The organism is Streptomyces sp. NBC_00669 (genome assembly GCF_036226785.1).
Lineage (GTDB): Bacteria > Actinomycetota > Actinomycetes > Streptomycetales > Streptomycetaceae > Actinacidiphila.
Genome location: NZ_CP109018.1, coordinates 4,837,129 through 4,863,269 on the forward strand (window position 1 = coordinate 4,837,129; position 26,141 = coordinate 4,863,269).

At 73.9% G+C, this 26,141-nt stretch carries 21 protein-coding genes; 13 read left to right on the forward strand and 8 right to left on the reverse strand.

The features are described from left to right. Positions 1–31 precede the first annotated feature (31 nt). From OG896_RS20175 to OG896_RS20200, 6 genes are all read left to right on the forward strand, one after another. Positions 32–793 carry an urease accessory protein UreF gene (locus OG896_RS20175; protein WP_329367342.1) on the forward strand — a complete coding sequence of 254 codons (762 nt, stop codon included), beginning with the start codon at positions 32–34 and terminating at the stop codon, positions 791–793. A gap of 61 nt (positions 794–854) precedes the next feature. Beyond that, positions 855–1,475, forward strand: coding sequence for an urease accessory protein UreG (gene ureG, locus OG896_RS20180; RefSeq protein WP_328466242.1), 621 nt, complete (start codon positions 855–857; stop codon positions 1,473–1,475). Between the two features lies 1 nt (position 1,476). Beyond that, on the forward strand, positions 1,477–2,439 hold the full coding sequence (locus tag OG896_RS20185) for an urease accessory protein UreD (protein ID WP_329367345.1): 963 nt from the start codon (positions 1,477–1,479) through the stop codon (positions 2,437–2,439). A 98-nt stretch (positions 2,440–2,537) separates the two neighbouring features. Continuing rightward, positions 2,538–3,887, forward strand: a complete 1,350-nt coding sequence (locus tag OG896_RS20190) for an ammonium transporter (RefSeq protein WP_329367347.1) — start codon at positions 2,538–2,540, stop codon at positions 3,885–3,887. Positions 3,888–4,048: 161 nt separating this feature from the next. Next, positions 4,049–4,591, forward strand: a complete 543-nt coding sequence (locus OG896_RS20195) for a hypothetical protein (protein WP_329367349.1) — start codon at positions 4,049–4,051, stop codon at positions 4,589–4,591. Positions 4,592–4,708: 117 nt separating this feature from the next. Next, a complete protein-coding gene (locus OG896_RS20200) occupies positions 4,709–5,308 on the forward strand; it encodes a hypothetical protein (protein ID WP_329367351.1) in 600 nt (199 codons plus the stop codon). Between the two features lie 66 nt (positions 5,309–5,374). On the opposite strand, the gene OG896_RS20205 is transcribed toward OG896_RS20200, so the two are convergent. Next, positions 5,375–6,298, reverse strand: coding sequence for a quinone oxidoreductase family protein (locus OG896_RS20205; protein WP_329367353.1), 924 nt, complete (start codon positions 6,296–6,298; stop codon positions 5,375–5,377). 85 nt (positions 6,299–6,383) lie between these two features. On the opposite strand from OG896_RS20205, the gene OG896_RS20210 reads away from it, so the two are divergent. Then, positions 6,384–6,815 carry a MarR family winged helix-turn-helix transcriptional regulator gene (locus OG896_RS20210; protein WP_329367355.1) on the forward strand — a complete coding sequence of 144 codons (432 nt, stop codon included), beginning with the start codon at positions 6,384–6,386 and terminating at the stop codon, positions 6,813–6,815. A gap of 267 nt (positions 6,816–7,082) precedes the next feature. After that, a complete protein-coding gene (locus OG896_RS20215) occupies positions 7,083–9,203 on the forward strand; it encodes an ABC transporter ATP-binding protein (RefSeq protein WP_329367357.1) in 2,121 nt (706 codons plus the stop codon). Here OG896_RS20215 and OG896_RS20220 read toward each other — a convergent pair. Further along, the gene (locus tag OG896_RS20220) at positions 9,182–10,627 is read right to left on the reverse strand and encodes a hypothetical protein (RefSeq protein ID WP_329367359.1); all 1,446 of its coding nucleotides are present in this window, start codon (positions 10,625–10,627) and stop codon (positions 9,182–9,184) included. The two genes, OG896_RS20215 and OG896_RS20220, sit on opposite strands and share 22 nt — an antisense overlap. Positions 10,628–10,775: 148 nt before the next feature. Next, positions 10,776–11,756, reverse strand: coding sequence for an aldo/keto reductase (locus tag OG896_RS20225; RefSeq protein ID WP_329367361.1), 981 nt, complete (start codon positions 11,754–11,756; stop codon positions 10,776–10,778). Positions 11,757–12,053: 297 nt separating this feature from the next. On the opposite strand from OG896_RS20225, the gene OG896_RS20230 reads away from it, so the two are divergent. Beyond that, entirely contained in the window at positions 12,054–12,980 is a 927-nt protein-coding gene (locus tag OG896_RS20230) for a DUF5937 family protein (RefSeq protein ID WP_329367362.1), read from the forward strand. Positions 12,981–13,108: 128 nt separating this feature from the next. On the opposite strand, the gene katG is transcribed toward OG896_RS20230, so the two are convergent. Continuing rightward, entirely contained in the window at positions 13,109–15,346 is a 2,238-nt protein-coding gene (gene katG / locus OG896_RS20235) for a catalase/peroxidase HPI (protein WP_329367364.1), read from the reverse strand. A gap of 337 nt (positions 15,347–15,683) precedes the next feature. Between katG and OG896_RS20240 the strand changes: the two genes are divergently transcribed. Then, positions 15,684–16,094, forward strand: a complete 411-nt coding sequence (locus OG896_RS20240) for a Fur family transcriptional regulator (protein WP_328466221.1) — start codon at positions 15,684–15,686, stop codon at positions 16,092–16,094. A 38-nt stretch (positions 16,095–16,132) separates the two neighbouring features. Here OG896_RS20240 and OG896_RS20245 read toward each other — a convergent pair whose 3' ends face one another. Both OG896_RS20245 and OG896_RS20250 read right to left on the reverse strand, forming a co-directional pair. Beyond that, positions 16,133–17,236, reverse strand: a complete 1,104-nt coding sequence (locus OG896_RS20245; protein ID WP_329367368.1) for a DNA polymerase III subunit beta family protein — start codon at positions 17,234–17,236, stop codon at positions 16,133–16,135. 75 nt (positions 17,237–17,311) lie between these two features. Then, entirely contained in the window at positions 17,312–18,091 is a 780-nt protein-coding gene (locus tag OG896_RS20250) for a DUF4232 domain-containing protein (protein WP_329367370.1), read from the reverse strand. Between the two features lie 175 nt (positions 18,092–18,266). Here OG896_RS20250 and OG896_RS20255 point away from each other — a divergent pair, with 175 nt between their 5' ends. Further along, positions 18,267–19,766 (forward strand): helix-turn-helix domain-containing protein, encoded by a 1,500-nt coding sequence (locus OG896_RS20255; RefSeq protein ID WP_329367371.1) that lies wholly within the window; start codon positions 18,267–18,269, stop codon positions 19,764–19,766. A 116-nt stretch (positions 19,767–19,882) separates the two neighbouring features. On the opposite strand, the gene OG896_RS20260 is transcribed toward OG896_RS20255, so the two are convergent. After that, complete coding sequence (locus OG896_RS20260) at positions 19,883–22,060, reverse strand: alpha-L-rhamnosidase-related protein (RefSeq protein ID WP_329367373.1); 2,178 nt, start codon at positions 22,058–22,060, stop codon at positions 19,883–19,885. A gap of 307 nt (positions 22,061–22,367) precedes the next feature. Continuing rightward, on the reverse strand, positions 22,368–23,252 hold the full coding sequence (locus OG896_RS20265; protein WP_329367375.1) for a helix-turn-helix transcriptional regulator: 885 nt from the start codon (positions 23,250–23,252) through the stop codon (positions 22,368–22,370). A 211-nt stretch (positions 23,253–23,463) separates the two neighbouring features. Here OG896_RS20265 and OG896_RS20270 point away from each other — a divergent pair, with 211 nt between their 5' ends. After that, complete coding sequence (locus tag OG896_RS20270) at positions 23,464–24,516, forward strand: aldo/keto reductase (RefSeq protein WP_329367377.1); 1,053 nt, start codon at positions 23,464–23,466, stop codon at positions 24,514–24,516. Positions 24,517–24,604: 88 nt separating this feature from the next. Then, on the forward strand, positions 24,605–26,086 hold the full coding sequence (locus tag OG896_RS20275) for an MFS transporter (RefSeq protein ID WP_329367378.1): 1,482 nt from the start codon (positions 24,605–24,607) through the stop codon (positions 26,084–26,086). Positions 26,087–26,141: the final 55 nt, after the last annotated feature.

Genomic DNA, 26,141 nt, shown 5'->3' on the forward strand with positions numbered 1-26,141 from the left:
CGAGTCCGGACCCGTGTCCGAGTCCGGACCCGTGTCCGAGTCCGGACCCGTGCCCGAGTCCGGCCTCTCGCCCGAGTCCGAACCCGGGATCGAGTCCGCGCCCGAGCCCGGGATCGGCTCGCTGCTGGTCAGCCTCCAGCTGACCGACTCCGCCTTCCCGAGCGGCTTCTACACGCTGTCGCACACGCTCGAAGGCTTCGCCCAGGCCAAGGAGGTCGACGCCGACAGCCTGCCGGCGCTCCTGCACGGCCTGCTGCTGCACGCGGTCGGCCCGGCCGACGCCACGGCGCTCGCGCTGGCCCACCGGGCGACCGCCGCGGGCGACCCGGAGACGGTGGTCCGGATCGACGAGTACCTGTTCGCCACCAAGCTGGGCCGGGAGATGCGGCTCGCGTCCACCCGGACCGGCCGCCAACTGCTCGACCTGGCCCGGGAGGTCTTCGACCACCCGGAGATCGGCGCGCACTTCGAGCGGGTCCGCGGCGGTGCGGCGCCCGGCACGCAGGCGGTGGCCGCCGGGATCATCTACGCGGCGGCGGGCGTACCGCTGCGCCAGGCCGTCGTCTCCGACCTGTTCGCGTTCTGCGCGAGCTTCGCGGGCGCGGCCCTGCGGCTGCGGCTGACCGACCACCGCAAGGCGCAACTGCTGCTGCGGCGGGCCGCGCCCGTCATCGAAGCCGCCGCACAGGCCGCGATGCGCCGCGAACTCGCCGACGTCGGGGCGACCGCCTTCGCCTCGGACGTCATGTCGGGCCGCCACGAACGGGCCGAGGCACGGCTCTTCGCGAGCTGACCGGCCCCCGCCCGCCGGCGCCCACCGCCGGCCACGCCCACCACACACTCCAGGGAGCACCGTGAACGACAACGTCCTGCGGATCGGCATCGGCGGACCCGTGGGGTCGGGGAAGACCGCGCTCATCGAGGCGCTGGTGCCGGTGCTGATCGCCCGCGGCCACCACCCCTCGGTGATCACCAACGACATCTACACCCAGGAGGACGCGCAGCACGTCCGCCGCACCCTCGACGGCATCCTGGCGCCCGAGCGCGTCGTCGGCGTGGAGACGGGCGCCTGCCCGCACACCGCCGTACGCGACGACCCGACCATGAACCTCGCGGCCGGCGCCGAGATGCTGGAGCGCTTCCCTGACACCGACATGCTCTTCTTCGAGTCCGGCGGCGACAACCTCACGCTGACCTTCAGCCCCGCGCTGGTCGACCTGTTCCTCTTCGTGCTGGACACCGCCGAGGGCGAGAAGATGCCCCGCAAGCGCGGCCCCGGCATCACCGACTCGGACCTGCTGGTGATCAACAAGATCGACATCGCGCAGTACGTCAGGACCGACATCGGCGTGATGGAGGCCGACGCCCACCGGGTCCGCGAGAACCGCCCGGTGGTGCTGACCGACTGCCTCACCGGCGTCGGCATCGACGACATCGCCGGGTACCTGGAGTCCCGCCGCAAGGTGCTGGTCTGACGTGCGGGGCGCCCCGGCCCGTCCCCGTCCCGACCGGCTCGCCCCCGGCTACTACAGCGCGGCCCGGGTCCCGCCCGAGGTGGTCGGCCCGTCGGGGGCGCCCGACACGCTGCCCGCCGGCTCGGCGGCCAAGGTCGGCATCCTCGACCTGGCCTTCGCGGTGCGGGGCGGCCGCACCGAACTCGTCGAGCGCTACCAGAAGACGCCGCTGCAGATCATGCGGCCGCTGTGGATCGACCCCGAACTGCCCGGCATGAGCTACGTCTACCTGATGGCCACCGGCGGCGGCATCGTGCAGGCCGACCGCTACCGGATGGACGTCCGCTGCGGCCCCGGCACCCAGGTGCACCTGACCACCCAGGCGGCGAGCAAGGTGTTCAGGACGGAGTACGACTACGCGACCCAGCTCGTCCGGCTGACCGCCGAGGCCGGCAGCTACGTGGAGTACCTGCCCGACCCGGTGATCCCGTTCCGGGACTCCCGGTTCTACCAGCGCACCGAGGTCACCGTGGCCCCCGGCGCGACGGTCCTGCTCGGGGACACCCTGACCGCGGGCCGGCTCGCCCGGGGCGAGCGCCACCAGTACCGGGCGCTGGCCACCGACCTGGTGGTGGCCCGGCCGGACGGCACGCTGCTGGTGATCGACACGCTCCGGCTGACCTCCGGCCGGGACGGCGACGTGCCCGGCGGCGGTCCCGCGGTCTTCGCCGGCGCCGACCACGTCTCGTCGTTCTTCGTGGTCACCGACCTGCGGCCGGCCGCCGAGATCGCCGACACCCTGCACGAGGCGCTGGCCGGCCTCGGGGTCCGGTACGGCGCCAGCGTGCTGCCGCGGGACTGCGGCGCCTGGGTCCGGCTGCTGGACAGCGACCCGATCAGGGTCGCCGCGGCCCGTACCGCCGCGTGGCACCGCGTGCGCGAGCTGCTCACCGGCCGTCCGGCCCCCGACCTGCGCAAGGCGTAGCGACGGTACGGGCCGCGGCGACGGTCCGCGCGCGGCGCAGCCCCCATCCGACGATCCGCACCCCGCCCCCTAGTGAGGTAACCCGTGAGGTACTCCCTGTGAACGTCGCTCCCGCGCCGATGCCGCCCGCCTACAACTCCGGTGACACCGCGTGGCTGCTGGCCGCCACCGCGATGGTGCTGCTCATGACGCCGGGGCTGGCGTTCTTCTACGGCGGCATGGTGCGCACCCGGCACATCCTGATGATGATCAAGATGAGCTTCGCCGCGCTCTGCTTCGGCACGCTCGTCTGGTGGGCGATCGGCTACACCCTGGCGTTCGGGCCGGACGTCGGCGGGGTGGGGCTCATCGGGAACGTGGACCACGCGTTCATGCGCGGCATCGGGCTGACCACGCTGAGCGGGCACATCCCCACATATGTCTTCAGCACCTTCCAGATGGGCTTCGCGATCATCACGGTCGCCCTGATCAGCGGCTCCATCGCCGACCGGGCCACCATGAGGGGCTGGCTGGTCTTCGTGGTGCTGTGGCTGCTCATCGTCTACGTGCCGCTCGCCCACTGGGTGTTCGACCCGGACGGCTGGATCGTCCGGCACCTGGGCGCCCTCGACTTCGCGGGCGGCCTGCCGGTGGAGCTCAACTCCGGGGTCTCCGGGCTCGCGGTCGCGCTGGTGCTGCGCGCGCCGCGCGACTTCGCCCGCCGGGAGGAGCGGCCCAACAACATCCCGCTGGTGGTGATCGGCGTCGCCCTGCTGTGGTTCGGCTGGTTCGGCTTCAACTCCGGCTCGGCGCTGACCGACCAGGGCGCGGCGGCCGGCGCGTTCATCAACACCCAGCTGGGCGCGGCGGCCGCGATGGTGACCTGGCCGCTGGTCGAGAGGTGGCGCACGGGCACCGTCACCACCGTGGGCGTGGTCTCCGCCGCGGTCGCCGGCATGGTCGCGATCACGCCCGCGTGCGGCGAGATCAACACCCTCGGCGCGGTCATCACCGGTCTGGTCACGGGCGCGGTGTGCGCCTTCGCCATCACCCTCAAGTTCCGTCTCAACCTCGACGACACGCTCGACGTGGTCGGGGTGCACGGGGTCGGCGGGCTGATCGGCCTGATCATGGTGGGACTCCTCGCCACCGCGCGGGTCAGCGGCAAGAAGGGCCTGTTCTACGGCGGCGGAGGGGGGCTCCTGGGCCGCCAGGTCGTGGCGATCCTCGCCGTCATGGCGTTCTCCTTCGTCCTCACCTGGATCATCGCGAAGGCGGTCGACCTGACCGTCGGGTTCCGCGCCGAGGAGGAGTACGAGAAGGTCCCCGGGCAGGAGCGGGAACGCGCGTACGACTTCCAGACCGCGGAGCGGCTCGGCGCCCTGGTCTCCGGCAAGCCGGTCTCCAGCAACGACGAACTCGTGCGGCAGATCGCCACGTTGCTGCGGGCCCGGAAGGAGTCCGACTGATGGGGCCGGGCGGAGGGGCGGGCGCGTGGCCGTGTGGGCCGGGTGCGCGCGCGGGCCGTGGGCCAGGCGGTCGGGTGGGTCCGGGGCCGGCGGTCGCGCCGGGCGGGCGGATTGGCGGGGGCGGCCACGAGGCCGGGCGCGCGGGTTGGCATGATGCCTAAATGAGCCGAAACCGCCGAACCGCCTTCCGGTCGTCCCGAGCCTCACGCGCCACCCGGGCGATCGCGGTCGCGGCGGCCCTCACCGCGTGCGCCACGGCCTGCACGCACTCCTCCGGCACGTCCCACGCGGCGCCGTCGCAGGCCCCGACGACGGACACGCCCGGGCAGGTCACCGTGCACGAGGCCGACGTCGATCTGACCATCACCGACGCCGTCGCCCACCTCGACAGCGCGGGCAACGGCACCCTGACGATGGCGGTCCGCAACGACAGCGGGGTGCCCGAGCACCTCGACATGGTGGGCACCCCGGACGCGGGTCGCGGCGCCATCGCCGGGGCCGGCAAGAGCGGCGCCCCCGGCTCCCTGATGGACGCGGGGATCTACCTGCCCGACGGCACCACGGTGACCTTCGGCGGCACCGGCCCGACCGTCACCTTCAGCGCGGTGCACGGCGTCACCGCCGCGCACACGCTGCCGCTGATGCTCCAGTTCGGCGTGGCCCGCCTGGTCCACCTGTCCGCCCGCGTGGTCACGACCGGCTGACCCGCGGGGCCCCGGGTCCGCGGGGCGCCGGGTCCGCTGATCGGCAGAAGGTGCCGGCGGTTCGTGGACGGTCCGGGGTGTTGGACGGCGGGTGCGCGGTGGTGCGAAGCTCGCGTCATGACTGAGACCCTGCGGCCGCCCCCTGAGGGGCTGTTGCTCGCCGCGGCCGCGGAGAGACAGGGCCTGTCCGGGCGGATGGTCGCCGCGCGGACCGAGGTGAGCGCGGCGGTCGCGAAGAAGCTGGGCTACTCCAAGCGGAAGCTGAGCGAGCCGTGGTGGCGCTGCATCATCAAGGGCTTCCAGTCGGTGAACCGGACGAAGGTGGCGTACCGCGGCACCGGTGAGACCGTGGCCCGCTTCGCCCACGCGGTGGGGGCGACCGCCGAGGAGCTGACGGCCGCCGGCCGCGCCGACGCCGCCGACGCGGTCCGCGCACTCGCGGCCGTGCTCGCCCTGGAGGAGAAGGAGCGGCGCGACACCGCCGCCGCCCGCCGGATCTCCGGCAATCCCGCGCGGGTCGAGGAGCGCTGGCTGATGCTGGAGCCGGTGCTGCGGCAGGCGCCCATCGGCCTCGACCCCTCCGAGCGGGACGACCTGCGCGGCCGGATCGACGGCCTGCTCGCGGAGAGCCCCCCGTGGCAGCCGGTGGACGGGGACGAGGACGCCCCGCCGCCGCGTGCCGCCGCCGCGCAGCGGAAGCGCACGAAGCGCGGGTAGTGCGGGCGGCGGACCGGGCCCAGAGCCCGTCACGTGACGGCGACGGCGACGGCGATGGCGACGGCGCTAGGGGATCAGGACCACCTTGCCGAGGTTGCGGCGCTGCTCGATGAGGGCGTGCGCCCGGGCCGCTTCGGCGAGCGGGATCTCCTCGTGCACCGCGGTGCGCAGCGTGCCCGCGTCGCGCAGGTGCCAGAGCTCGCGCAGCCAGCGGCCGTAGAGTTCCGGTCGGCCGAGGGCGACGGCTCTCATCTGGAAGCCGATCACCGAGGCGCCGCGGACCAGGAGTTCGTACGCCTCCACGGTGCCGCCGCCGGAGCTGAAGGCCACCAGCCGGCCGCCCGTCGCCAGGGTCCGCACGGCGGGGCCGAGCAGGTCGCCGCCGACGCCGTCGAGGATCGCGTCGAACGGGCCGCCCCAGTCGGCGTCTTCGTACCGTACGACCTCGTCGGCGCCCATGCCGCGGACGAAGTCGGCCTTGCCGGCGCTGCTGACGGCGGCGACCACGCGTCCTGCGCCGCCGGCCCTGGCGTACTGGAGGGCGAGCGTGCCCACCGCACTGGCCGCCGCCGTGACCAGGACCGACTCGCCCGGCGCGACCCGCGCGGCCTCGTACGCGCCGCGTGCGACCAGACCGCTGCGGACCAGCGCGACCGCCTCCACGGCGCTCGCGCCGTCCGGCACGCGGGACGCCATCGCGGAGTCGAGGACCGCGTACTGCGCGTAGGCGTCGGCGAAGCACAGCCCGGTCACGCGCTCTCCGACGCGGAAAGCCGTGGCTCCCGCGCCGACGGCGACGACCTCCCCGGCGACCTCGCCGCCGAGCGGGACGGGCTCGGCGCTCTCCCGGAGCTTGCGCACGGTGGGCAGGGTCACCCCGATCGCCTCGACCCGGATCAGCATCTCTCCGGCTCCCGCCTCGGGGCGCTCGACCTCCTCGGCGGACAGCACCTCGGACCCGCCGTTCGCTTCATGGCGCATGCGCAGCAATGGACTCCCCGATCCGTTTCGTTGGGCATCCCAACGATAGGAGATTGTCGTTGGGGAGTCCAATGAATTTGGGTAGGCTCGGTCCATGACGTCAGCCCTCGCGCACATCCAGTCCCTGCCGACCTGGCTGGTCGGCCGCGTCGCGGCGCGGGGCAGGGGGCTGGTCGCCGAGGCGATCGCCGCGGAGGGGCTGAAGCTGATGCAGCACGCGGTGCTGGCCGCGACCGCCGAGTACGGTCCCGTCGCGCAGGCCGACCTGGGGCGCCGGCTCGCGGTCGACCCCAAGGACATGGTCGGCATCCTCAACCACCTCCAGGAGGCGGGGCTCGTCGAGCGTGCCCAGGACCCCGTCGACCGCCGCAAGAACGCGGTCACGGTCACCGCCGAGGGCGAGGCCGTCCTCGCGCGCTGCGCGGTGCTGGCCGAGGCGGCCAACGCCGAACTGCTGGCACCGCTCGGCCCGGCCGACCAGCGCCGGTTGACGGCTCTGCTGACCCGGCTCCACGAGGCGCCGTGAGCGAGGCGGGTCCGCCGGAAGGGGCGTGACCCGGGCGGGGTGCGCGGCGGGCGTGCTGCCCGGCGAGCCCCCGCGGTGATCCCCCGCGCGGTGGCGGTGGCGGTGGCGCGCCGGGCGAGGGAACGCGCCGGGGTGGAAGCGCCTGGGCGTACGCCGCTCGGTGGCGGGTGCGCCCGCGCGCCGGGGGGTGTTTCGGCGTCGTCCGGGTTCGTGGGCGGGGCCGGGGGCAGACTGGTGGGCCGGATCGCAGGGCGGAGGGGGACCCCGATGACCGAGCCGTCACCCGGGGCCCAGGCCGTGCCGCCGTCGCACGGCTCCGCGGGAGAACCGCCGGACGGCGGCACGGCGTCCGATGCGGACGCCGGGGCTGGCAACGGCACCGAGGCCGGCACCGGCACCGGGGCGCCGTCCGAACAGCCTCCGGAACCTCCGTCCGAACAGCCTCCGGAACCTCCGTCCGAGCAGATGCGGTGGGAGATCCCCGGCGGTCGGCTGCTCGACGCCGGCCACGCCATCACCCTGCGCGCGATGGCCCGCCGGCTGCCCCAACTGATCAGCCGGGCGCTGCGGATGGCCTGGCAGGTGGACCGCGGGGCGGTGACCGCGCTGCTGGTCTGCCAGGTGCTCTCCGGCGTGCTGGAGGCCGTCGGCCTGCTCGCCGTCACCGGCACCATCACCGCCGTGATCGCCTCGGGTCACATCACCGAACGCCTGCACCAGGCCGTGCCGTCGATCGTGTTGCTCGCCTCGGCGGCGGGCATCCGGGCGGTGCTGGGCATCGCGGTCGGCGGACTGTCCACCCGGCTGGCCCCGCGGATCGCCCGCGAGGCGGAGCTGCGGCTGCTGGACGCGGCGACCCACGCGGAACTGACGGCATACGACCACCCCGGGTACAACGACCGCTGGGACGCGGCCGATCGCGGTGTCGAGGTCTCGCAGGACCTGCTCAACCAGTCGCAGAACATCCTCGCCGCGGCCGCCTCGCTGGTCGCCGCGGCTGCCGTGCTGACCTCCGTGCACCCGCTGTTGCTGCCGCTGCTGCTGCTCGCGGCACTCCCGCAGGCGGTCGCCGGGGTGCGGGCCGCCCGTCTGAACTACCTCGCCTCGCTGGACACCATGGGCGACCGGCGCCTGCTCGGGCTGCTGCGCTGGCACCTGGTCGACAAGGACAACGCCGACCAGATCCGCTCCGGCACCATGGCCGACTTCCTGCTCGGCAAGTACCGCGCCGCCGGCGCCCGGGTGGACGCCGCCACCGACCGCGCGGCCTGGCAGGCGGCCAAGACCTCGCTGATCGGCAGCCTCGTCGGCGGGCTCGCGGCCGGCGCGGTCTGGGCGGCGCTGATCGCCCTGATCGGCACCGGCCGGATCTCCGTCGCCTCCGCCGGCACCGCGACCTTCGCGCTGCGGTCGGTGGCGTCGGGGCTGCACGGCATCGTCGGCTACGGCGCGATCATCTTCCGCACCGGCATGTACCTCGACGACTGGTCCGGCTTCCTCGACGAGGCCGGCGGCCACCGCATCCGGCGCGGCGCGGCCGTGCCCACCGGACCGGTGACCGTACGCGCCGAGCACGTCGACTACACCTACCCGGACGCCGACGGGCCGTCCCTGCGGGATGTCACCCTCGAGGTGCGCCGTGGCGAAGTCCTCGCCCTGGTGGGGGAGAACGGCTCCGGCAAGACGACGCTCAGCAAGCTGCTCGCCGCGCTCTACCTGCCCACGGCGGGCGCCGTGACCTGGGACGGCGCCGACACCGACACCCTTGACGCGCAAGCGGCCTGGCGCCGGGTCGCGGTCGTGCCGCAGGACTACGCGCAGTGGCCGCTGACCGCCCGGGAGAACATCACCCTGGGCCAGGCGGTGCCGGGCGACGAGGCGTCGGACGCCGACGCCGCCGTGCACTCCGCCGCCCGCGCCTCGGGCGCCGACGACGTGGTGGCGTCGCTGCGCTCCGGTCTCGACACCCTGCTCGCCCGCGAGTGGTGGGGCGGCCAGGAACTGTCCGGCGGCCAGTGGCAACGCGTGGCCCTGGCCCGGGCTTTCCACCGCCGGGCGGGCCTGCTCGTGCTGGACGAGCCGACCGCCGCGCTCGACCCCCGCGCCGAACACCGCATCTTCACCGGGCTGCGCGCGCTCGCCGCCGACCGCGCCGTGGTCCTGGTCACCCACCGCCTGGCCAACGTCACCGTCGCGGACAAGATCGCCGTCCTCGACAAGGGCCGCCTCGTCCAGTACGGCACCTTCCCCCAACTCCGCGACGCCCCGGGCCTCTTCCACGACCTCTGGGTCCTCCAGAACGACCGCACCGCCCTCCTCCCCACCCAGTCCGCGGCCGCGCCCGGTGAAGAGGCGGCCACCGGGGGTCAGTTGGGGGAGAGGCGGTAGAGGGACGCGGCGCCCGGGGGGAGGATGACGGCGAGGGTGGGGGAGGCGGGGACGGGGGTGTAGGCGGCGGTCGCGGGGGTGAAGCTCGCGACGGCCTTGACCTGGGCCGGGTCGACGCGGATCTGGACGGACGCGGGGGCGTCGGGGTCGCGGTTGACCACGAGGAGGTGGCGGGTGCCGTCGTCGGCGGCGCCCGGGGCCGGCTTGAAGAGCCCGAGGACGGCGGCGTCGCCGGTGACCGCGGTGAGGCGGTCGCCCGGGGTGAACGCGGTGGTGCCGGGCGGCAGCGGGGTGTCGTTCGCGTGCTGCACGGACTCCGAGACGAGCGGCTTGAGTTGGCGGCCGACCGGCTGGAGCCAGCCGGTGTTCAGCGCGGTGGCGGCGTCGTAGAGCGGGGTGCGCTCGCCGTCGGTGGTGATCAGGGCCTGGGTGTAGCCCTCGCCGCGGGCCGGGTCGGGGGTCCAGTAGGTGAAGTACTGGATGCCCTTGCAGCCGTACGCCAGGCTGATGTTGACCTGCCACGCCAACTGCGAGGCGGTGGGCACCCGGTGGTTGTTGTAGCCGGTCGACTGGATGTAGGTCCACGCGGGCAGGCCGGACTTCAGCGACGCGGCGCGGACGATCGCCCAGGTGTCGAAGTAGTCGATGTCGATCCCGTCGGTGAGGATCGGGTAGCGGTCGAAGGAGATCAGGGCGGGCTTGACCGTGTCGAGGTAGCTCTGCACGAAGTCGGCGTAGGTCGCGCCGTTGCCGCGGTTGATGTTGGCGTACGGCAGCAGCGCGGGCGCGGTCTTGCGGACGATGCCGGTCAGCGCGCCGACGTTGGGGAACCGGGCGCGGGCGGGCTCGTCGTAGACGCTGAGGCCCGCCAGCGACGGGTGGTTCGCGTAGCTGCCCAGCGAGGTGCGCACCCAGGAGGCGGCGTCGGCCGTGGTGATCGACGACGGCACGGTGCGGTCGTCGGTGATCGTCAGGTACTGGGCGATCGCCTCGATCCGCGGGTCGCCCGCGACCACCACCTTCAGCCCGACCTGGTCCGCCATGCCCAGCGCGTAGCCCGCGCTGCGCGCGTCGAACTGGTAGTTGCCGGTGATCAGGAAGGTGAACCCGGCGTCCGTGATCTCCCGGTAGCGGGCGAGCGTCGTCTCGTACGGGTGCGGCGGCCAGAACAGGCCGATCGGGAAGTCCGGTCCCCCGGTGAGCGGCAGGTCCGCGCTCACCGCGTCCAGCGGCGCGTCCGCCGGGCCCGCCGCGCCCGCACCGCTCCTGGTGGCCGGGATGCCGCCCAGGCCCGCCGCGTCCGCGCGGCCGGCCGCCAACCCGCCGGCCGCGAGCACCCCGGCACCCAGGCCGGCCGCCTGAAGCAGCGCCCGCCGGTTCACCCCGCGAGCCGATCCGTACGACGAGAGCTCCTGCTCCGGCATGCTCCACCCACTTCACTCGGAACCCGCGACCGACGACAGACACCCGCCCCGCCATCATGCAGACCCCGACCCCCGATATCCGCGCCGCCACGCCCCATTCGTCCGGTATGCCGTGCGCGGCTCGGGGCGGCCGGTCGGCGCGACCGCGTCACCGGCGCACCGCGCCGAGGCGGGCCACCTCCGCCGGGGTGAGGCGCAGCGCGCTCGCGGCGAGGTTCTCGGCGAGGTGGCGGGGGTCGCCGGTGCCGGGGATGGCGAGGACGTGCGGGCCGTGCTGAAGGGTCCAGGCGAGCCGGACCTGCGCGGGGGTCGCGCCGTGCGCGCGGGCGACGGCGAGCACGTCCTCGCTCTCGGTGCCGCCCGCGCCCGCCTGGCCGCCGGCGCCGGCGATCGCGTAGAACGGCACGAAGGCGACGCCCTGCTCGCCGCAGGCCCGGACGAAGTCGCGCTGCTCGGGCGCCGAGCCGACGCCGTACGCGTTCTGCACGCAGACCACCGGCGCGATCGCCCGGGCCTCGGCGAGCTGCGCGGGGCGGACGTTGGAGACCCCGAGGTGGCGGATGAGGCCCGCGGCGCGCAACTCGGCCAAGGCGCCGAAGCGTTCGGCGATCGAGTCGGTGCCGACGATCCGCAGGTTCACCACGTCGAGGTGGTCGCGGCCGAGTTGCCGCAGGTTCTCCTCGACCTGGCCGCGCAACTGCCCGGGCCCCGCGTGCGGCTGCCACCGGCCGGACGGGTCGCGGCCGGGTCCGACCTTGGTGGAGAGGACGAGGCCCTCGGGGTAGGGCGCGAGCGCGGCGTTGATCAGCTCGTTCGCCGAGCGCAGCGGCGAGAAGTAGAAGGCGGCGGTATCGATGTGGTTCACGCCGAGCTCGACCGCGCGGCGCAGCACGCGGATCGCCTGGCCGCGGTCGCGGGGTGCCGCTCCGGCCGCGAACGCCTCGCCGGTCTGGGGCAGCCGCATCGCGCCGAACCCGATCCGGTGGACGGGAAGGTCGCCGAGCACCCAGGTGCCGGACGCGTCCGCGGTGACCGGGCGGGGGCGGGCGTCCCCGGGGCCGGCGGCGGTCGTATGGCCGGGGCCGTCGGGGCCGGCCGTGCTGTCGGTCCTGTCGGTCCTGCCGGCCATGGAGCTGGCGGGTCCCGCGGGTGCAGGCTCCCCGGTCCCGCCCGCCGCCGGACCGGGCTCCCCTGCCGGCGCCGCGGAAGGAGCCGGGCCGGCCGGACCTGCCGGACCTGCCGGACGTTCCGGATTCGCTTCCGCGCTGCCCGAGGCCATGTTCTTCGAGGTCATGCCGGCATGCTCGCCGCGCACTAGGCTCGGTGCCAACGATTAAGGAATACCGAAATCCTGGAGGCCCCGATTCCCGCGGAACTGGCGTTCTCGACCAGCGATCTGGCGCAGACGCGGTTCGCCGTCTCGCCGATGTGGGAGGTCGGCACCAGCTTCCGGCTGCTGCGCTCGCGCGCGGCGCACGCCGTGCACCAGCCCTGGATCGACCAGGTGCGGCCGCGGGTGGCCGCCGCCGGGCTGGACCGCGGCCGGCTGGCCGAACTCATCCCGCCCGACGCGCCGGACGGCTACGTTCCGGACTTCCTCAACCCCGCGCCCGCAGGCCCCGCCCCCACCCTCGCGGCGGAACTGGCCCGGGTCCTCGCCGCCCCCGCCGCCCAGGTCCGCCACGACCTCGATCGGCTCCGCGAGGCTCCGGGTGGTCTCGGCCCGCGCGCCCGCGCCCTGCACGCCGAACCGCGCGCCCAACTCCCTGCGCTCGCCGAGGAGATCACCGCCTACTGGGAGGTGGCGCTGGCTCCCTACTGGGCCCGGGTCCGCGCGGTGCTCGACGCCGACATCTTCCACCGCGCCCGCCAGGTCGCCGAGCACGGCGCGGCCGCGCTGCTCAACGACCTTCACCCCTCGGTGAGTTGGAACCACAGCGCGCTACGGCTCGGCCGCCGACGGCGGGCCCTGGCCCGGAACACCGCGGGCGCGGGGCTGCTGCTGATCCCCTCCGCCTTCACCGGTCCGGGCCCCCTCACCCTCGTGCGGCCCCCGGACCCGCCCCAACTGGCCTACCCGGCAAGGGGCGTCGGCACCCTGTGGGCATCCCGCCCGGTGGTCCGGGGCGGCGCGCTCGCCGCCGTACTCGGCCGGTCGAAGGCGCTGCTGCTCGCCGAACTCGACTCCCCCGCCTCCACCACCGAACTCGCCGCCCGTACCGGCCTGTCGGCCCCCGCCGTCTCCCAGCACCTCACCGCGCTGCGCGACGCGGGCCTCACCACCGCGCACCGCACCGGCCGCAGCGTCCTGTACGCCCGCACCGCGACGGCCGAATCCCTCCTGGCCCCCTGAGCCCTGGCCCTCCTGAGCCCTGGCCCCTGAGCCGTGGCCCCCTGAGCCCTGGGCGCCGAAACGGCGCGGACCGCGCCCGGGCCATGGCCCCGGCGCGGTCCGCGCGTTCGGCAGTGCAGAGCGGTCGCTCAGGCGAGGTCGAACCGGTCGAGGTCCATCACCTTGGTCCACGCCGCGACGAAGTCCGTGACGAACTTCTGCTTCGCGTCGTCGCTCGCGTACACCTCGGCCAGCGCGCGCAGCTCGGAGTTCGAGCCGAACACGAGGTCGGCACGGGTGCCGGTCCACTTGACCGCGCCGGTGGCGTCGTCGCGGGCCTCGAAGGTGGTCGAGTCCTCGGAGGTCGGCGTCCACGTGGTGCCCAGGTCGAGCAGGTTGACGAAGAAGTCGTTCGTCAGGGTGCCCGGGGCGTCGGTGAGCACACCGAGCTTCGAACCGTCGTGGTTGGCGCCCAGCACGCGCAGGCCGCCGACCAGGACGGTGGTCTCCGGAGCGGTGAGCGTGAGCAGGTTGGCCCGGTCGAGCAGCAGGTACTCGGCACCCAGCCGGTTGCCCTTGCCGACGTAGTTGCGGAAGCCGTCGGCGCCCGGCTCCAGCGCGGCGAACGACTCCGCGTCGGTGTGCTCGTCGGTCGCGTCGACCCGGCCGGGGGTGAAGGGCACCTCGATCGCGTGCCCGCCGTCCTTGGCGGCCTTCTCGACCGCCGCGGCGCCGCCGAGCACGATCAGGTCGGCCAGCGACACCTTCTTCGCACCGGAGGAGGCGTTGAACTCCTGCTGGACGCCTTCCAGGGCGCGCAGCACCGTGGCCAGCTCGTCCGGGTTGTTGACCTCCCAGCCGCGCTGCGGCTCCAGGCGTACCCGGGCGCCGTTGGCGCCGCCGCGCTTGTCGCTGCCGCGGTAGGTCGAGGCCGACGCCCAGGCGGCGGAGACCAGTTGCGGGACGGTCAGGCCGGTGCCGAGGATCTTCGCCTTGAGCGCGGTGACGTCCGCGGCGTCGATCGCCTCGTAGTCCGCCGTGGGCAGTGGGTCCTGCCACAGCAGGGTCTCCGCGGGCACCTCCGGGCCGAGCAGCAGCGACTTCGGGCCCATGTCGCGGTGGGTCAGCTTGTACCAGGCACGGGCGAACGCGTCCGCGAACTCCGCCGGGTTCTCGTGGAAGCGGCGGGAGATCGGCTCGTAGACCGGGTCGAAGCGCAGCGCCAGGTCGGTGGTGAGCATCGACGGCGCGATCTTCTTCGAGGCGTCGTGGGCGTGCGGGACGGTGCCCTCGCCGGCGCCGTCCTTCGGCTTCCACTGGTTGGCGCCGGCCGGGCTCTTGGTGAGCTCCCACTCGTAGCCGAAGAGGTTGTCGAAGAAGCCGTTGCTCCACCGGGTGGGCGTGCTGGTCCAGGTCACCTCCAGGCCGGAGGTGATGGCGTCCGCGCCCTTGCCGGTGCCGTAGCTGTTCTTCCAGCCCAGGCCCTGCGCCTCGATCGGCGCGGCCTCGGGGTCGTCGCCGACGGCGTCGGCCGGGCCGGCGCCGTGGGTCTTGCCGAAGGTGTGGCCGCCCGCGATCAGCGCCACGGTCTCCTCGTCGTTCATCGCCATCCGGCGGAACGTCTCACGGATGTCGCGGGCCGCGGCGATCGGGTCCGGGTTGCCGTTGGGGCCCTCGGGGTTGACGTAGATCAGGCCCATCTGGACGGCGCCGAGCGGGTTCTCCAGCTCGCGGTCGCCGGTGTAGCGCCGGTCGTCGAGCCAGGTGGTCTCCGGGCCCCAGTAGACGTCCTCCTCCGGCTCCCAGACGTCCTCGCGGCCGCCGGCGAACCCGAAGGTCTCCAGGCCCATCGACTCCAGCGCCACGTTGCCGGCGAGGATCAACAGGTCGGCCCAGGACAGGCTCTGGCCGTACTTCTTCTTCACCGGCCACAGCAGGCGGCGGGCCTTGTCCAGGTTGCCGTTGTCCGGCCAGCTGTTGAGCGGGGCGAAGCGCTGCTGCCCGGCGCCGGCGCCGCCGCGGCCGTCGCTGATCCGGTACGTGCCCGCGCTGTGCCAGGCCATCCGGATCATGAACGGGCCGTAGTTGCCGAAGTCGGCCGGCCACCAGTCCTGCGAAGTGGTGAGCACCTCGGCGACGTCCTGCTTGACGGCCGCGAGGTCGAGGGTGCCGAACGCCGCGGCGTAGTCGAAGTCCTCGCCGAGCGGGTTGGCCACGGCGGGGTTCTTGGCGAGGATCTTCAGGTTGAGCCGGTCCGGCCACCAGCCGCGGTTCCCGCCGCCCTGGGTCGGGTGCGGGGCGCGGTCGTGCGCGACCGGGCAGCCTCCCGCGCCCTCCGTCTTGGCGTCCACGACGATCGCGTCGTTGTTGTGGGTGTTGTCAGACATGGAAATCCTTCCGGACCTGGCGGATCACGGTGCTCAGGCACTGCGGGCGGTGGAGGAGCCGGGGAGGCGGGACAGGGGAGCCGCGGAGCGCCCGGCGGAGCCGGAACGGCCCGGAAACCGCGGGTGAGCGGCTCGACGTCTGTGTCTCCTGCTCCTGCTCCTGCCGTGTCGGCTCTCCTGCCGTACAGGGCGCTTCCTGGCCCTTGGCTGTCGCCGGAACCGATCCTACGATGGACGCAGTCCAAGTCAAGAAGGGGCCCAAGGGCATATCCGGTCAAATTCCGGACGCTCACTGGTAAACTGCGGTCATTCCGCGATCCCGAATAGGTGAACCGACATGAGCGACCTGGTGGAGCGACTGCGGGCCCGCGGCTGGCGGATGACCTCCCAGCGGCGTGTCGTCGCGCAGGTGCTCGACGGCGACCACGTGCACCTCACCGCCGACGAGGTGCACGCCCGCGCCATCGCCCGCCTGCCCGAGATCTCGCGGGCGACGGTCTACAACACGCTCGGCGAGCTGGTCTCCCTCGGCGAGGTGATCGAGGTCGCCACCGACGGCCGCGCCAAGCGGTACGACCCGAACGCCCACCACCCGCACCAGCACCTGGTGTGCGCCGGCTGCGGCACCGTGCGCGACGTCCACCCCACCGGCGACCCGCTCGCCGCCCTCCCGGTCGAGGAGCGCTTCGGCTTCACCGTCTCCGCCGCCGAGGTCACCTACCGCGGGCTCTGCCCGGACTGCACGTAGCCGTACGCGCAATTCCACGCAGCGGCCGGGCCGTACGCTCAGCTCTCCAGGCGGACGGGCATCAGCACCGAGAAGGTGTCGTCGGTGTCGGCCCGCCGGATCGCCAGGGGCGCCGTGGGGGCGCCGAACTCCAGCACCAGCCGGTCGCCGGCCGCCGCGTCCAGGGCGTCCAGCAGGTATCGGCGGTTGACGGCGACCCGGCCCGGATCGTCGTCGCCGTCCGCGCAGACGGTCACCGCGGAGCCGTCCCCGGTCACCTTGAGGAGGCTCAGCTCCGCCCCCTGTCCCCCTCGCTCGCCCGCCGGCGCCTCGCCGGCGCGCACCGGGCCGGTTTCCACCGCCCGGCGGAAGGCCGGGGCGTCGACGGGGACGCGGGTGCCCGCCGGCAGCCGGACCAGCCGGCGGTAGTCGGGGAAGCCGTGGCCGAGACACTCGCCGGCCGCCTGGCGGCCCCCGGCTTCCAGGGCCACCTGGTCGCCGTCCAGGGCGAGTTCGACCTCCCCCGCGGCGGGCAGCAGCGCGCGCATCGCGTCGGCGAGCGGGGAGGGCACCACGAACCGGGCGGGCGGCCCGTCCTGAGCGGTGACGGCGGCCCGCGCGACGGCCAGCCGGTAGCGGTCGGTGGCCACGGTGTGCAGCGCCCCGTCCGCGACGTCGACCAGCACGCCGCCGAGCACGGGAAGGTCGGGGTCGGTGCCGGCGGCGAAGCGGACCGCGTCCAGCGCGGCGGCCAGGGCGGGTGCGGCGACGGTGAGACGGAGGGCCGTGGTGCGGAGCGGAGCCATGGGGTTCTCCCTGCGGTCGAGGAGTGCGCGGACCGTGGACAGCTCGCCGCGAGCCTCGGCCAGGCCCCGCTCCAGCCGGCGCACCTGCGCCCGGAGCAACCCCCGCACCAGGTCGGTGTCCGCACCGGACCAGCCGGCCAGCACCAGCCGGATGTCCGCCAGCGGCATACCGGTCCGGCGCAGCCGTGCCAGCAGTCGCGCCTCGTCGAGCTGCTCCGGGTCGTACCAGCGGTAGCCGCTGACCGGGTCCACCCGGGCCGGGGGCAGCACGCCCGCGCCGTCGTAGAACCGCAGGGCGCTCACGCTCAGTCCGCTGTCCCGGGCCATCTCGCCGATGCTGCGCATCTCGCTCTCCACTTCTGGAACTGTCGACCCTCGACATGGTCGAGGGTCAACCACGGCCGGTCGGAGCGAGGGCGCCGCGCCGCGCGGTCAGGAACTGGTGTCGGCGGTCCGCATGGACGCGACCGCCTCGGCGACGGTGGCCCCGTACAGGCCCAGCTTCGGCTTGAGCACCAGGGAACCCGAGCCGAGCCGGAAGTTGACGGTGTCGGCGTTCGGCATGTGGTCGCCGTTCGCCAGGACGTTCAGTTCGTCGATGCCGTCCACGGTCCCGGAGGTCGCGCCGCTGGGGTCGAGGTCGAGGACCGCGTAGGCGGTGTGCCCCGCGTAGACCGGGAAGGCCGGCGCGCCGCCGAGGCCGCTCGGGATGAGCGGCTTGACGGCCTTGCCGCCGTCCGCGGCGTGCGAGTCGTCCAGGGAGACCAGCGGGAAGTAGCTCAGGCCGCAGGAGGAGGCGCCGGTGTTGCGGACCTCGATCACCCGCTGGGTGGGCGCCGAGTCGCGGCGGGTCACGGTCACCCGCACCTGGCCCGCCGTGCAGGGGTGGGCGAAGGCGTAGCTGTCGCTGGTGGCGTGGGAGCCCGAGGTGCTGCCGCCGGAACCACCGGTGCCGCCGGAGTTGCCGGAGCCGGTCGAGCCCTTCGAGCCGCCCGAGCCGCCGGAGGAGGAGCCGCCGGACGTCGACCGGCCCGAGGGGGAGGCGGCGGGCGCGGAGGCCGACTCCTTGCCACCCGAGGCGACGGAAGCGGCACTCGCCTGCTGCGAGGGAGTCGCGTCACTCGCGGAGGTGGAACCGGACTGGCAGGCGGTGAGGCCGAGGGCGCTGACGAGGAGGACCGCGGAGGAGGTCAGGACGGATTTCACGTTCACGGTGGCATGCCTTCGCTGTGAGTGGTGGAGCGGTGGGATGCCGTAACTCTGCGCCGTGCCGCGTCCCGCGTTCGACAGTCTGGCCACAGTTGAGGGCACTGGAACCGTTCCACCCCCCTGAGCTGCGAGAATGACGCTTCCTGGAATGTCGGCCCGGGACGAGCAAGAGGGCGGAATGAGCACATATGTCGAGGAGTTCGCGAGTCGGCTGCGCGAACTGAAGCACCAGTCGGGGCGTACGTACGGTGCGCTCGCCGCCCGGACGCACGTGAGCACCTCCACCCTGCACCGCTACTGCAACGGCGCCGCGGTCCCCACCGAGTACGGCCCCGTGGAGCGGTTCGCGCGGCTGTGCGGTGCGGGTCCGGAGGAACTGGTGGCGCTGCACCAGCTGTGGCTGCTGGCGAGTGCGGAGCGGCGCCGCGAGCAGTACCGCACGTCTGCCGCGCCGGCCGAGCCGGAGCCGGCGGCGCCCGGACCGGCGGCGCCCGGACCGGCCGCACCCGTCGACGTCCCACCGGACGGCACGGACGAGGCGGCGCCTCCGGACGCGGCAGGGCCCGGCGCTACGGGCGTGGCCGCGGCGGGGGTGGACGGCGCGGGCGCGGACGGCGCGTCGCGAGTCATGGGGCCCGGCGACGCGGGAGCGGGCATATCGGCGCCGCACCCGCCCGCCGCCCCTGGCCCGCCCGAGGCGCCCGGACCGCCCGGCCCGCCCGAAGCACCCGAGTTGCCGGACCTGGCCGAGCTGCCCGAGGCCGGCGGCGAGCCCTCCTCGTCCTGGCGGCGCCGGACCAGGGTCGCGGTGGGAGCCGCCGCCGCGATGGCCGCGGTGCTTCCGCTGGTGCTGCACTCCGCGCACGGCGCCGACCGCGGCGCTCCCGCGGCCTCGCGCCCGCGGACCACGGCCGCGGCCGTCGTCGGCGCCCCCGCCGCGACCACTTCGACCACCGCGCCGGCGAGCCCCGCTCCCACCACGACGGCGTCCGGCCGGAAGGCCGGCGCGCCCTCCCGATCCACCGCGCCCACCACGCCGCCGGCCGCGGGCAGCTCGTCACCGCCGGTCCAGGTGACCGTGCTGTCGGACAACTGGGACACCCAGTGCGGCCAGTGGTTCCTGCTGCGGCAGCCGCCGGGCAAGGTCCCGCCCCCGCCGTCACTCCAGCAGGACGACGCGTGGGCCGGCGCGCTCGGCGGCGTACCGGCCGGGGACCTGCGGCTCCAGGTGACCGCGCAGAGCGTGTCCGGGCAGCCGGTGGTGCTGCACGCGCTGTACGTGCGCGTCGTCAGCAGCACGGCCGCGCCGAAGGGGAACGGCTACACCCCCGGCTCGGGATGCGGCGGCGGCCTCGAACCGGCGTCGTTCGCCGTCGACCTCGACACGACCGCTCCGCGGGCCCGCCCGGTGCGCGGCTACGTGGACGACGGCTCGACGCCCGTGCTGTCCACCTTCCCCTTCCAGATCGCCCGCGACTCGCAGGTTCTCGACGTGGACGCGCACACCTCGGACCGCGACGTCAGCTGGTACCTGGAACTCGTCTGGACCTGCGGCGACCGCCAGGGCACCCTGCGGGTCGACGACCACGGCAAGCCCTTCCGCACGGTGGGACTGAAGAACGACCCCACCTACTTCTACGACGGCAGCGCCTGGTCGCCGTCGACCCCGCAGAGCTGACCACGCCGAGGGCCGGCCGATCGCGCACCCGCGACCGGCCGGCCCCGACGTCACCCGGCGGGACATCTCACCCGGCGGGACAGCTCACCCGGCGTGCGATCTCCGGGTGCGCGACCTCACAGGGTGTGGGACGTCAGCGTGTGGTGGCCCGGGCCGACATGACCCACGCGGACGGTGGTGCCGTCGGCGCTGACCTGCGCGCCGCCCACCGCCCGGGTGCCGTTCCAGACCGTACGGCCGTCGAGTTCGACCCGGACCTTGTGCCCGCCGGTCGGGACCGCGAGTTCGCCGACGGTGCCGCGCGGGGCGGTGGCGGTCAGCGTGAAGCCGTGCGCCGAGGACCGCCAGGAGGCGGTGATGGCGCCGTGCGGGGTCGGGACGCTGCCCTGCGCCCAGGTCAGGCCGCCGGGGGTGGGCACGATCGAGTAGCCGGAGAAGCCGGCCGCGGTCGGTTGGACGCCCAGCACCTGGGTGGTCAGCGAGATCGTCGGGCCGGCCGCCCAGCCGTGCGCGAGGCTGGTGAACTGCGCGATACCGGGGTCGCCGTCGAGGTTCGCCTTCTCCCACAGGGTGCTGCCGGGGTCCTCGCTGAGCTGGTGGCCCCAGAAGGTCCGCATGAGCTGGAGCGCCTGCTGCTGCTCGGCGCCGCTGGGGTCGGGCACGTCCAGGCGCGCGCTCGCCTCGAAGCCGCTGGGCAGCGGCTCGTAGAAGGGCTGGATGGAGGCGTTGGGGGTGCTGGGAGAGACGGTCAGCGAGCCGTAGGTGCTCCAGTTGTTCTTCCGCAGGTACTCCATGGCCCGCGCGGAGCGGTCGCTGCTCGCGATGCCGGTGAGCACGGCGGCGGCGTTGGCGTCCTGCGGGTACGCGGTCGGGATCTCGGTGGAGAGCCGGTAGGCGCCGGTCGAGGCGTCCCACAGCTGGGAGTTGATCGCGTCCTTCACGTCGCCGGCGCGGCCGGCGTAGGTACGGGCGCCGGCGGCGTCACCGCGGGAGGCGGCCAGCGCGGCCATCTCGTCGAGGTTCCGCTTGTACAGCGCGTTGACGTACGTCTCGTGGCCGCAGTCGCTGTAGCCGTAGTGGCCGCAGGAGTTGGCGCTCGCGAAGGAGATCAGCCCGGTGCCGTCCTGGCTGCGGACCGACTCCAGCCAGGCCATCGCCTTGGTCAACTGGGGCCACCACTTGGCCAGATACGCCTGGTCGCCGGTGTAGAGCCAGTGCTCGTAGTGGTTGTACACGAACCAGGTGACGTACTCGCCGTAGGTGCGGATCTCGTCCTGGTTGTGCGGGCCGACCAGGCTCTCGGCGGGCATGTAGCCGTCGGGGAGCTGCTGGGAGGCGAGCGAGGAGAGCGAGTTGTCGACGGCGGGCACGTCGTCGGTGCTGAGGTAGGTGACCGGGGCCTGGATGGCGAGGTCGCCCTGCCAGACCACCCGGTCGCGCTTGGCGCCGTCGAAGATGACCTCCTGCCCGGGGTCGGCCCCGGGCACCTGCGCGTCGGAGTGGTCGGCCTCGCCGGTCTGGTAGGGCCAGCTCTTGGCGGTGTCCGACATCCAGGTGTCCAGCTGGACGGTGTATCCGCCGCTGTACCAGATCTTGTTCAGCTCGTTGTCGCTGGACAGGAACCAGCCCTGGTACGCGGCGGGGTCGGACTGCTTGGGCGCCGCCGAGAAGTCGAGGGAGACCGCGCCGAGGTCGACCCAGCCGGGGCCGTCGAGGAAGACGGTGGCGTAGCGGAAGCCGCCGCGCAACTGGCTGTCGGTGAGGGTGGCCGGGAGCTTGGCCGGGTCGACGGTGAAGGTGTGGCTGTCGGCGTCGTAGGTGTAGGGCTGGCCCGGGTAGCCGTTCCAGATGTTGGCGGTGTCGCAGCCGGGAGCGACCGCGTCCTCGCCGTTGTTGCTCTGTGCCGGGGAGGCCGCGAACTGCTTCGACTCGCTGAAGCACACGTGCAGTCGGGGCGGGGTCTTCGACGCGCCGGCCACCCGTATCCGGATCTTGCCGCCCACGTCCTTGCCGAAGTCCAGGGTCACCAGCGGCGATTGGGTGCGGTCGCCGGAACCGGTCAGCCGCAGCGGCTTGCTGCCCTTGCCGAGCAGCGCCTTCGGGTCGCCCTGGACGGAGCCGCCCCGGGCCGAGACCGAGGACACCGAGACCGGTTCGACGACGTGGCCCCGGGGCGCGAGGACGTAGGGCCGCCAGTCCCCCTGCCGGGGCTGGTAGCCGGTGTCGGTCCACGGGTTCTTCGCCGGCTGCGCGCCGTGCGCGGGCTGCGCCGCCGCCGCGTTCACCGTCAGCATGCTGATCACAGTGACGCCGGCCGACACCGCGGCCAGCGTTCCTCTGTGCCTCGACAGGTGGATCATGGCCCCTCTTCCCGTTCCACACGCGTGACGGCGGTATCGCGCCCGCTGGTCCGGCCCCACCGCTCACGATCCCGACTGAGACGATTCAATCCGCCAGCGCACGCTAGCCCCGGGGCTGCGTTCAATCAACAGTTCAACCAGGAATGATCTGCGCCGACGGGTGCGGCGGGTGTGAGCCGGGGGCGGCCGGACCGATTGAAAGCTTCAAGTGGCGGGCTCCGCGGCGGACGCACGAAGGGCGTTACGGCGTGCCTGTCGCTGGTAGGGCGCCGTGCTCTTCGGCGTCGGCCGACAGGGCGCGGAGCGCCTTCCGGGTGGGGGAGTCCGGCTCGGCCGCGTAGAGCAGGAGGGTCAACTCGTCGTCCGGCGGCGGCAGGCGCATCGCCTGGAACTGCAACTCCAGCAGGCCGTGCCGGGGATCGATGACGCGCTTGACGCCGTACGTCTTCTCCTCGACCTCCTGCGACTCCCAGAGCCGGGCGAACTCCGGGCTGCTTTCGAGCAGTTCGCCGACCACGTGGCACAGCCGCACGCTGTCCGGGAAGCGGCCGGCCTCGGCGCGGAGCACGGCGACGATCTCGCGGCGGACCTGCGCGACCTCCGGGTGGCCGGCCTCGACGTCCGCGCGGAGGAACATCTGCTTGGCGATGTTGCGCTCGCCCGGGGGCAGCCGGGCGAAGTCGCAGCCGATCAGCCCGCCCAACCGGTTCCACGCCAGGACGTCCATGGCCCGGCCGTAGACCACGGCCGCGACGCCGTCCATCGCGTCGATCATGACCCGCAGCCCGGGCCGTACGACCTGCGGGGCCTCCTCCCCGACCTGGCAGCGGGTGGTCGCGGCGTGCGCCGCGCGGTGCGCGACGTTCCGCAGGTATTCGTGCTCGGCCGCGGTCAGCCGCAGCCCGCGGGCGAGGGAGTCGAGCACCTCGGGTGAGACGTTGCCGCCGCGGCCCTGCTCGATGCGGGTGTAGTACTCCACGCTGATCCCCGCCAGGTGGGCGGCCTCGTCACGGCGCAGCCCGCGCACCCTGCGGCGGGTCCCGCCGGGCGGCAGGCCGAGCCCGGCCGGGTCGAGAGCGGCCCGGCGGGCCTTGAGGAACGCGTTGATCTCCGGCTCGGCGTGCATGGCCCCATTCTCCGGCATGCCCGGTCCGGCCCGCCCAGCCAGGCCCCGCGGGTACCAGCCTCGGCCCGGTCTGGTCGCCGCCCGGCCCGACCGGCAGGGTCGAACCCGGGTCCGGCGCAACGGAGTTCGCCACCAGGCCCATCCGGCCCACCCCGACACCGGACCCACCCGAACACCCCGACCCACCGAACCACCCGAAGGCAGGCACCCCATGGATCGCAGGACACTCGGCGGCACCGGCATCTCCGTCAGCGAGTTCACCCTCGGCGCGATGATGCTCGGCGCGTGGGGCACCAAGGACCACGACGAGGCCGTCCGGATCGTGCACACCGCGCTCGACGCGGGCATCAACACCATCGACACCGCCGACATGTACTCCGACGGCGAGTCCGAGGTGATCGTCGGGAAGGCGCTCAGAGGCCGCCGGGACGACGTGGTGCTCGCCACCAAGTTCCACTACGGGATGGGCCAGGACGCCAACCACCGCGGCAACTCCCGCCGTTGGATCGTCCGCGCGGTCGAGGACAGCCTGCGCAGACTCGGCACCGACCGGATCGACCTGTACCAGGTGCACCGCCCCGACCCGGACACCGACATCGACGAGACCCTGTCGGCACTGTCCGACCTGGTGCGTTCCGGCAAGGTCCGGGCGATCGGCACGTCCACCTTCCCGGCCGCGGAGATCGTGGAGGCCCAGTGGGTCGCCGAGAAGCGCGGCCACCTCCGCTTCCGCGCCGAGCAGCCGCCGTACTCGATGCTGGCCCGCGCGGTCGAGCGGGACGTGCTGCCCGCCGCGCGGAAGTACGGCATGGGCGTCCTCACCTGGAGCCCGCTCGCGGGCGGTTGGCTGTCGGGCAAGTACGGCGGCCCCGACGGCGCGGACCCCGCCGAGGCCACCCGGTCCGGCTTCCTGCCGCAGCTCTTCGACACCGGGCTGCCCGGCAACGCGGCCAAGCTCGCCGCGGTCACCGAGCTGCGGAAGGTGGCCGCCGACGCCGGGCTGACCCTGCCCGCGCTCGCCACCGGCTTCGTGCTCGCGCACCCCGCGATCACCTCGGTGATCATCGGCCCGCGCACCCGCGACCAGCTCACCTCGCTGCTGGACACCGCGGGGACGGTGCTCAGCGGCGATGTCCTCGACCGTATCGACGAGATCGTGCCGCCCGGCACCGACCTCAACCACGACGTCACCCACTACGACCCGCCCGCGCTCACGGACAAGGAGCTGCGGCGCCGGCCGCCCGCACGAATCTCGATCGGGTGACTTCGGCCGCTGCGCCTGACGGGGCCGCCAGCCATGGCGGTCCACCATGGTGACAGCACATTTCCGCCGAACGAGGAGAAAACGACCGATGCGACGGGGTCCCCTGGCCGGCCGCTATCCCGCGGTGGCGGCGATGGTCGTGTTCGCCCTGGTGCCGTTCCTGGCGCTCTCGGCGGCGCTGAGCAGCATCACGCCGCTGATCGCGAAGGACCTGCACATGAGTGCGGAGGCGCTCAGCGTGACGTCCGGCATGGCCAACGCCGGGTACGCGGTCGGCACGGTGCTGGCCGTCCAGTTCGCCCAACTGCTGCCGCAGCGCCGGATGCTGCTGGTCTACGGCAGCGCGCTGGTGGTCGGCTCGGTGCTCACCGCGGCGGCGACCGCCCCGGCGATGTTCGTCGTCGGGCACGTCCTCCAGGGCCTGTGCACGAGCCTGCTGCTGATCGCCGCCGTGCCGCCGCTGATCATCGGGTATCCGGCGGCCCGGCTGCGGACGACCGCCGTCGTGATGAACATGTGCATCTTCGGCGCGGTCGCGCTCGGGCCGGTGCTCGGCGGCGTCCAGGCGTCCGCGCACGGCTGGCGGCCGCTGTTCTGGGCGATCGCCGGCGTCGCGGTGGCGGCCCTGGCGCTGTCGTTGCTGACCTACCAGGAGGTCCCGCCGGCCGCGCCGGACGCCCCCATCGACTACATCGCCCTGTGCCTGGCCACCGTCGGATGCGTCTCCGCGTTCTTCGGCGCCTCGGAGCTGACCGCCCACCGCTTCGCCGAAGCCCGCACCTGGGGGCCGCTGATCGGCGGGCTGCTGCTGATCGTCGTCCTGTTCGTCCACGAGTACACGAGCAGGCATCCGCTGCTGTGCGTGCAGAGCCTGCTCAGTACGCTCCCGGTCGCCGGGATCGTGGCCGCGATCTGCGCGGCGGCCGCGTCGGTGTCGGCGATCTCGCTGACCCAGATCTCGCTCGCGCACCGGACCACGCCGCTGCACCTGGGGCTGGTCTACCTCCCCGAGTTCGGCGGCGCGGTACTCGCGGCGCTGTTCTTCGGCGCCACGTTCCACACCCGCCTGCTGCACTACTTCGTCCTCGTCGGCCTGCTCTTCCTGGCCGCCGGCGTCCTGGTCATGAACGCCGCCGCCCCGCCGACCTCCACCCTCGTCGCGGTCGGCTCGGGCCTGGTCGGTGTCGGGGTCGGCGCCTCGGTCGTCCCCGCCCTGTTCATCGCGGGCTTCTCGCTGCGCTCCAGCAACGTGCAGCGGGTCTTCGCGATCGTCGAACTCGTCCGCGCGGTCGCCGCGTTCCTGATCGCCCCGGTGCTGCTCTACGTCGCCGCCACCGTCGGCGCGAACGCGGACTCGGGCACCAGGACGGCGCTGTGGATCTGCTTCGGGATCTCCCTCGCGGGCGCGCTGATCGGTGTGGCCCTCTACTACCTCGGCCGGGTCCGCCCGCCGACCCCCTCGGTCGACGGCTGGCTCAGCGGCGAGCGCACCGGCTGGGACTCCCCGCCCCTGCTCGCCCGCTTCTCCCGCTTCGCCCGCGCCGGCGGGGACGACGACCCCTGCCCGTAGCTCTCGGCGGTCGCGGTTTTCGGCGCCCCCGGGGGCCGCGTGCGTACGACGCCGC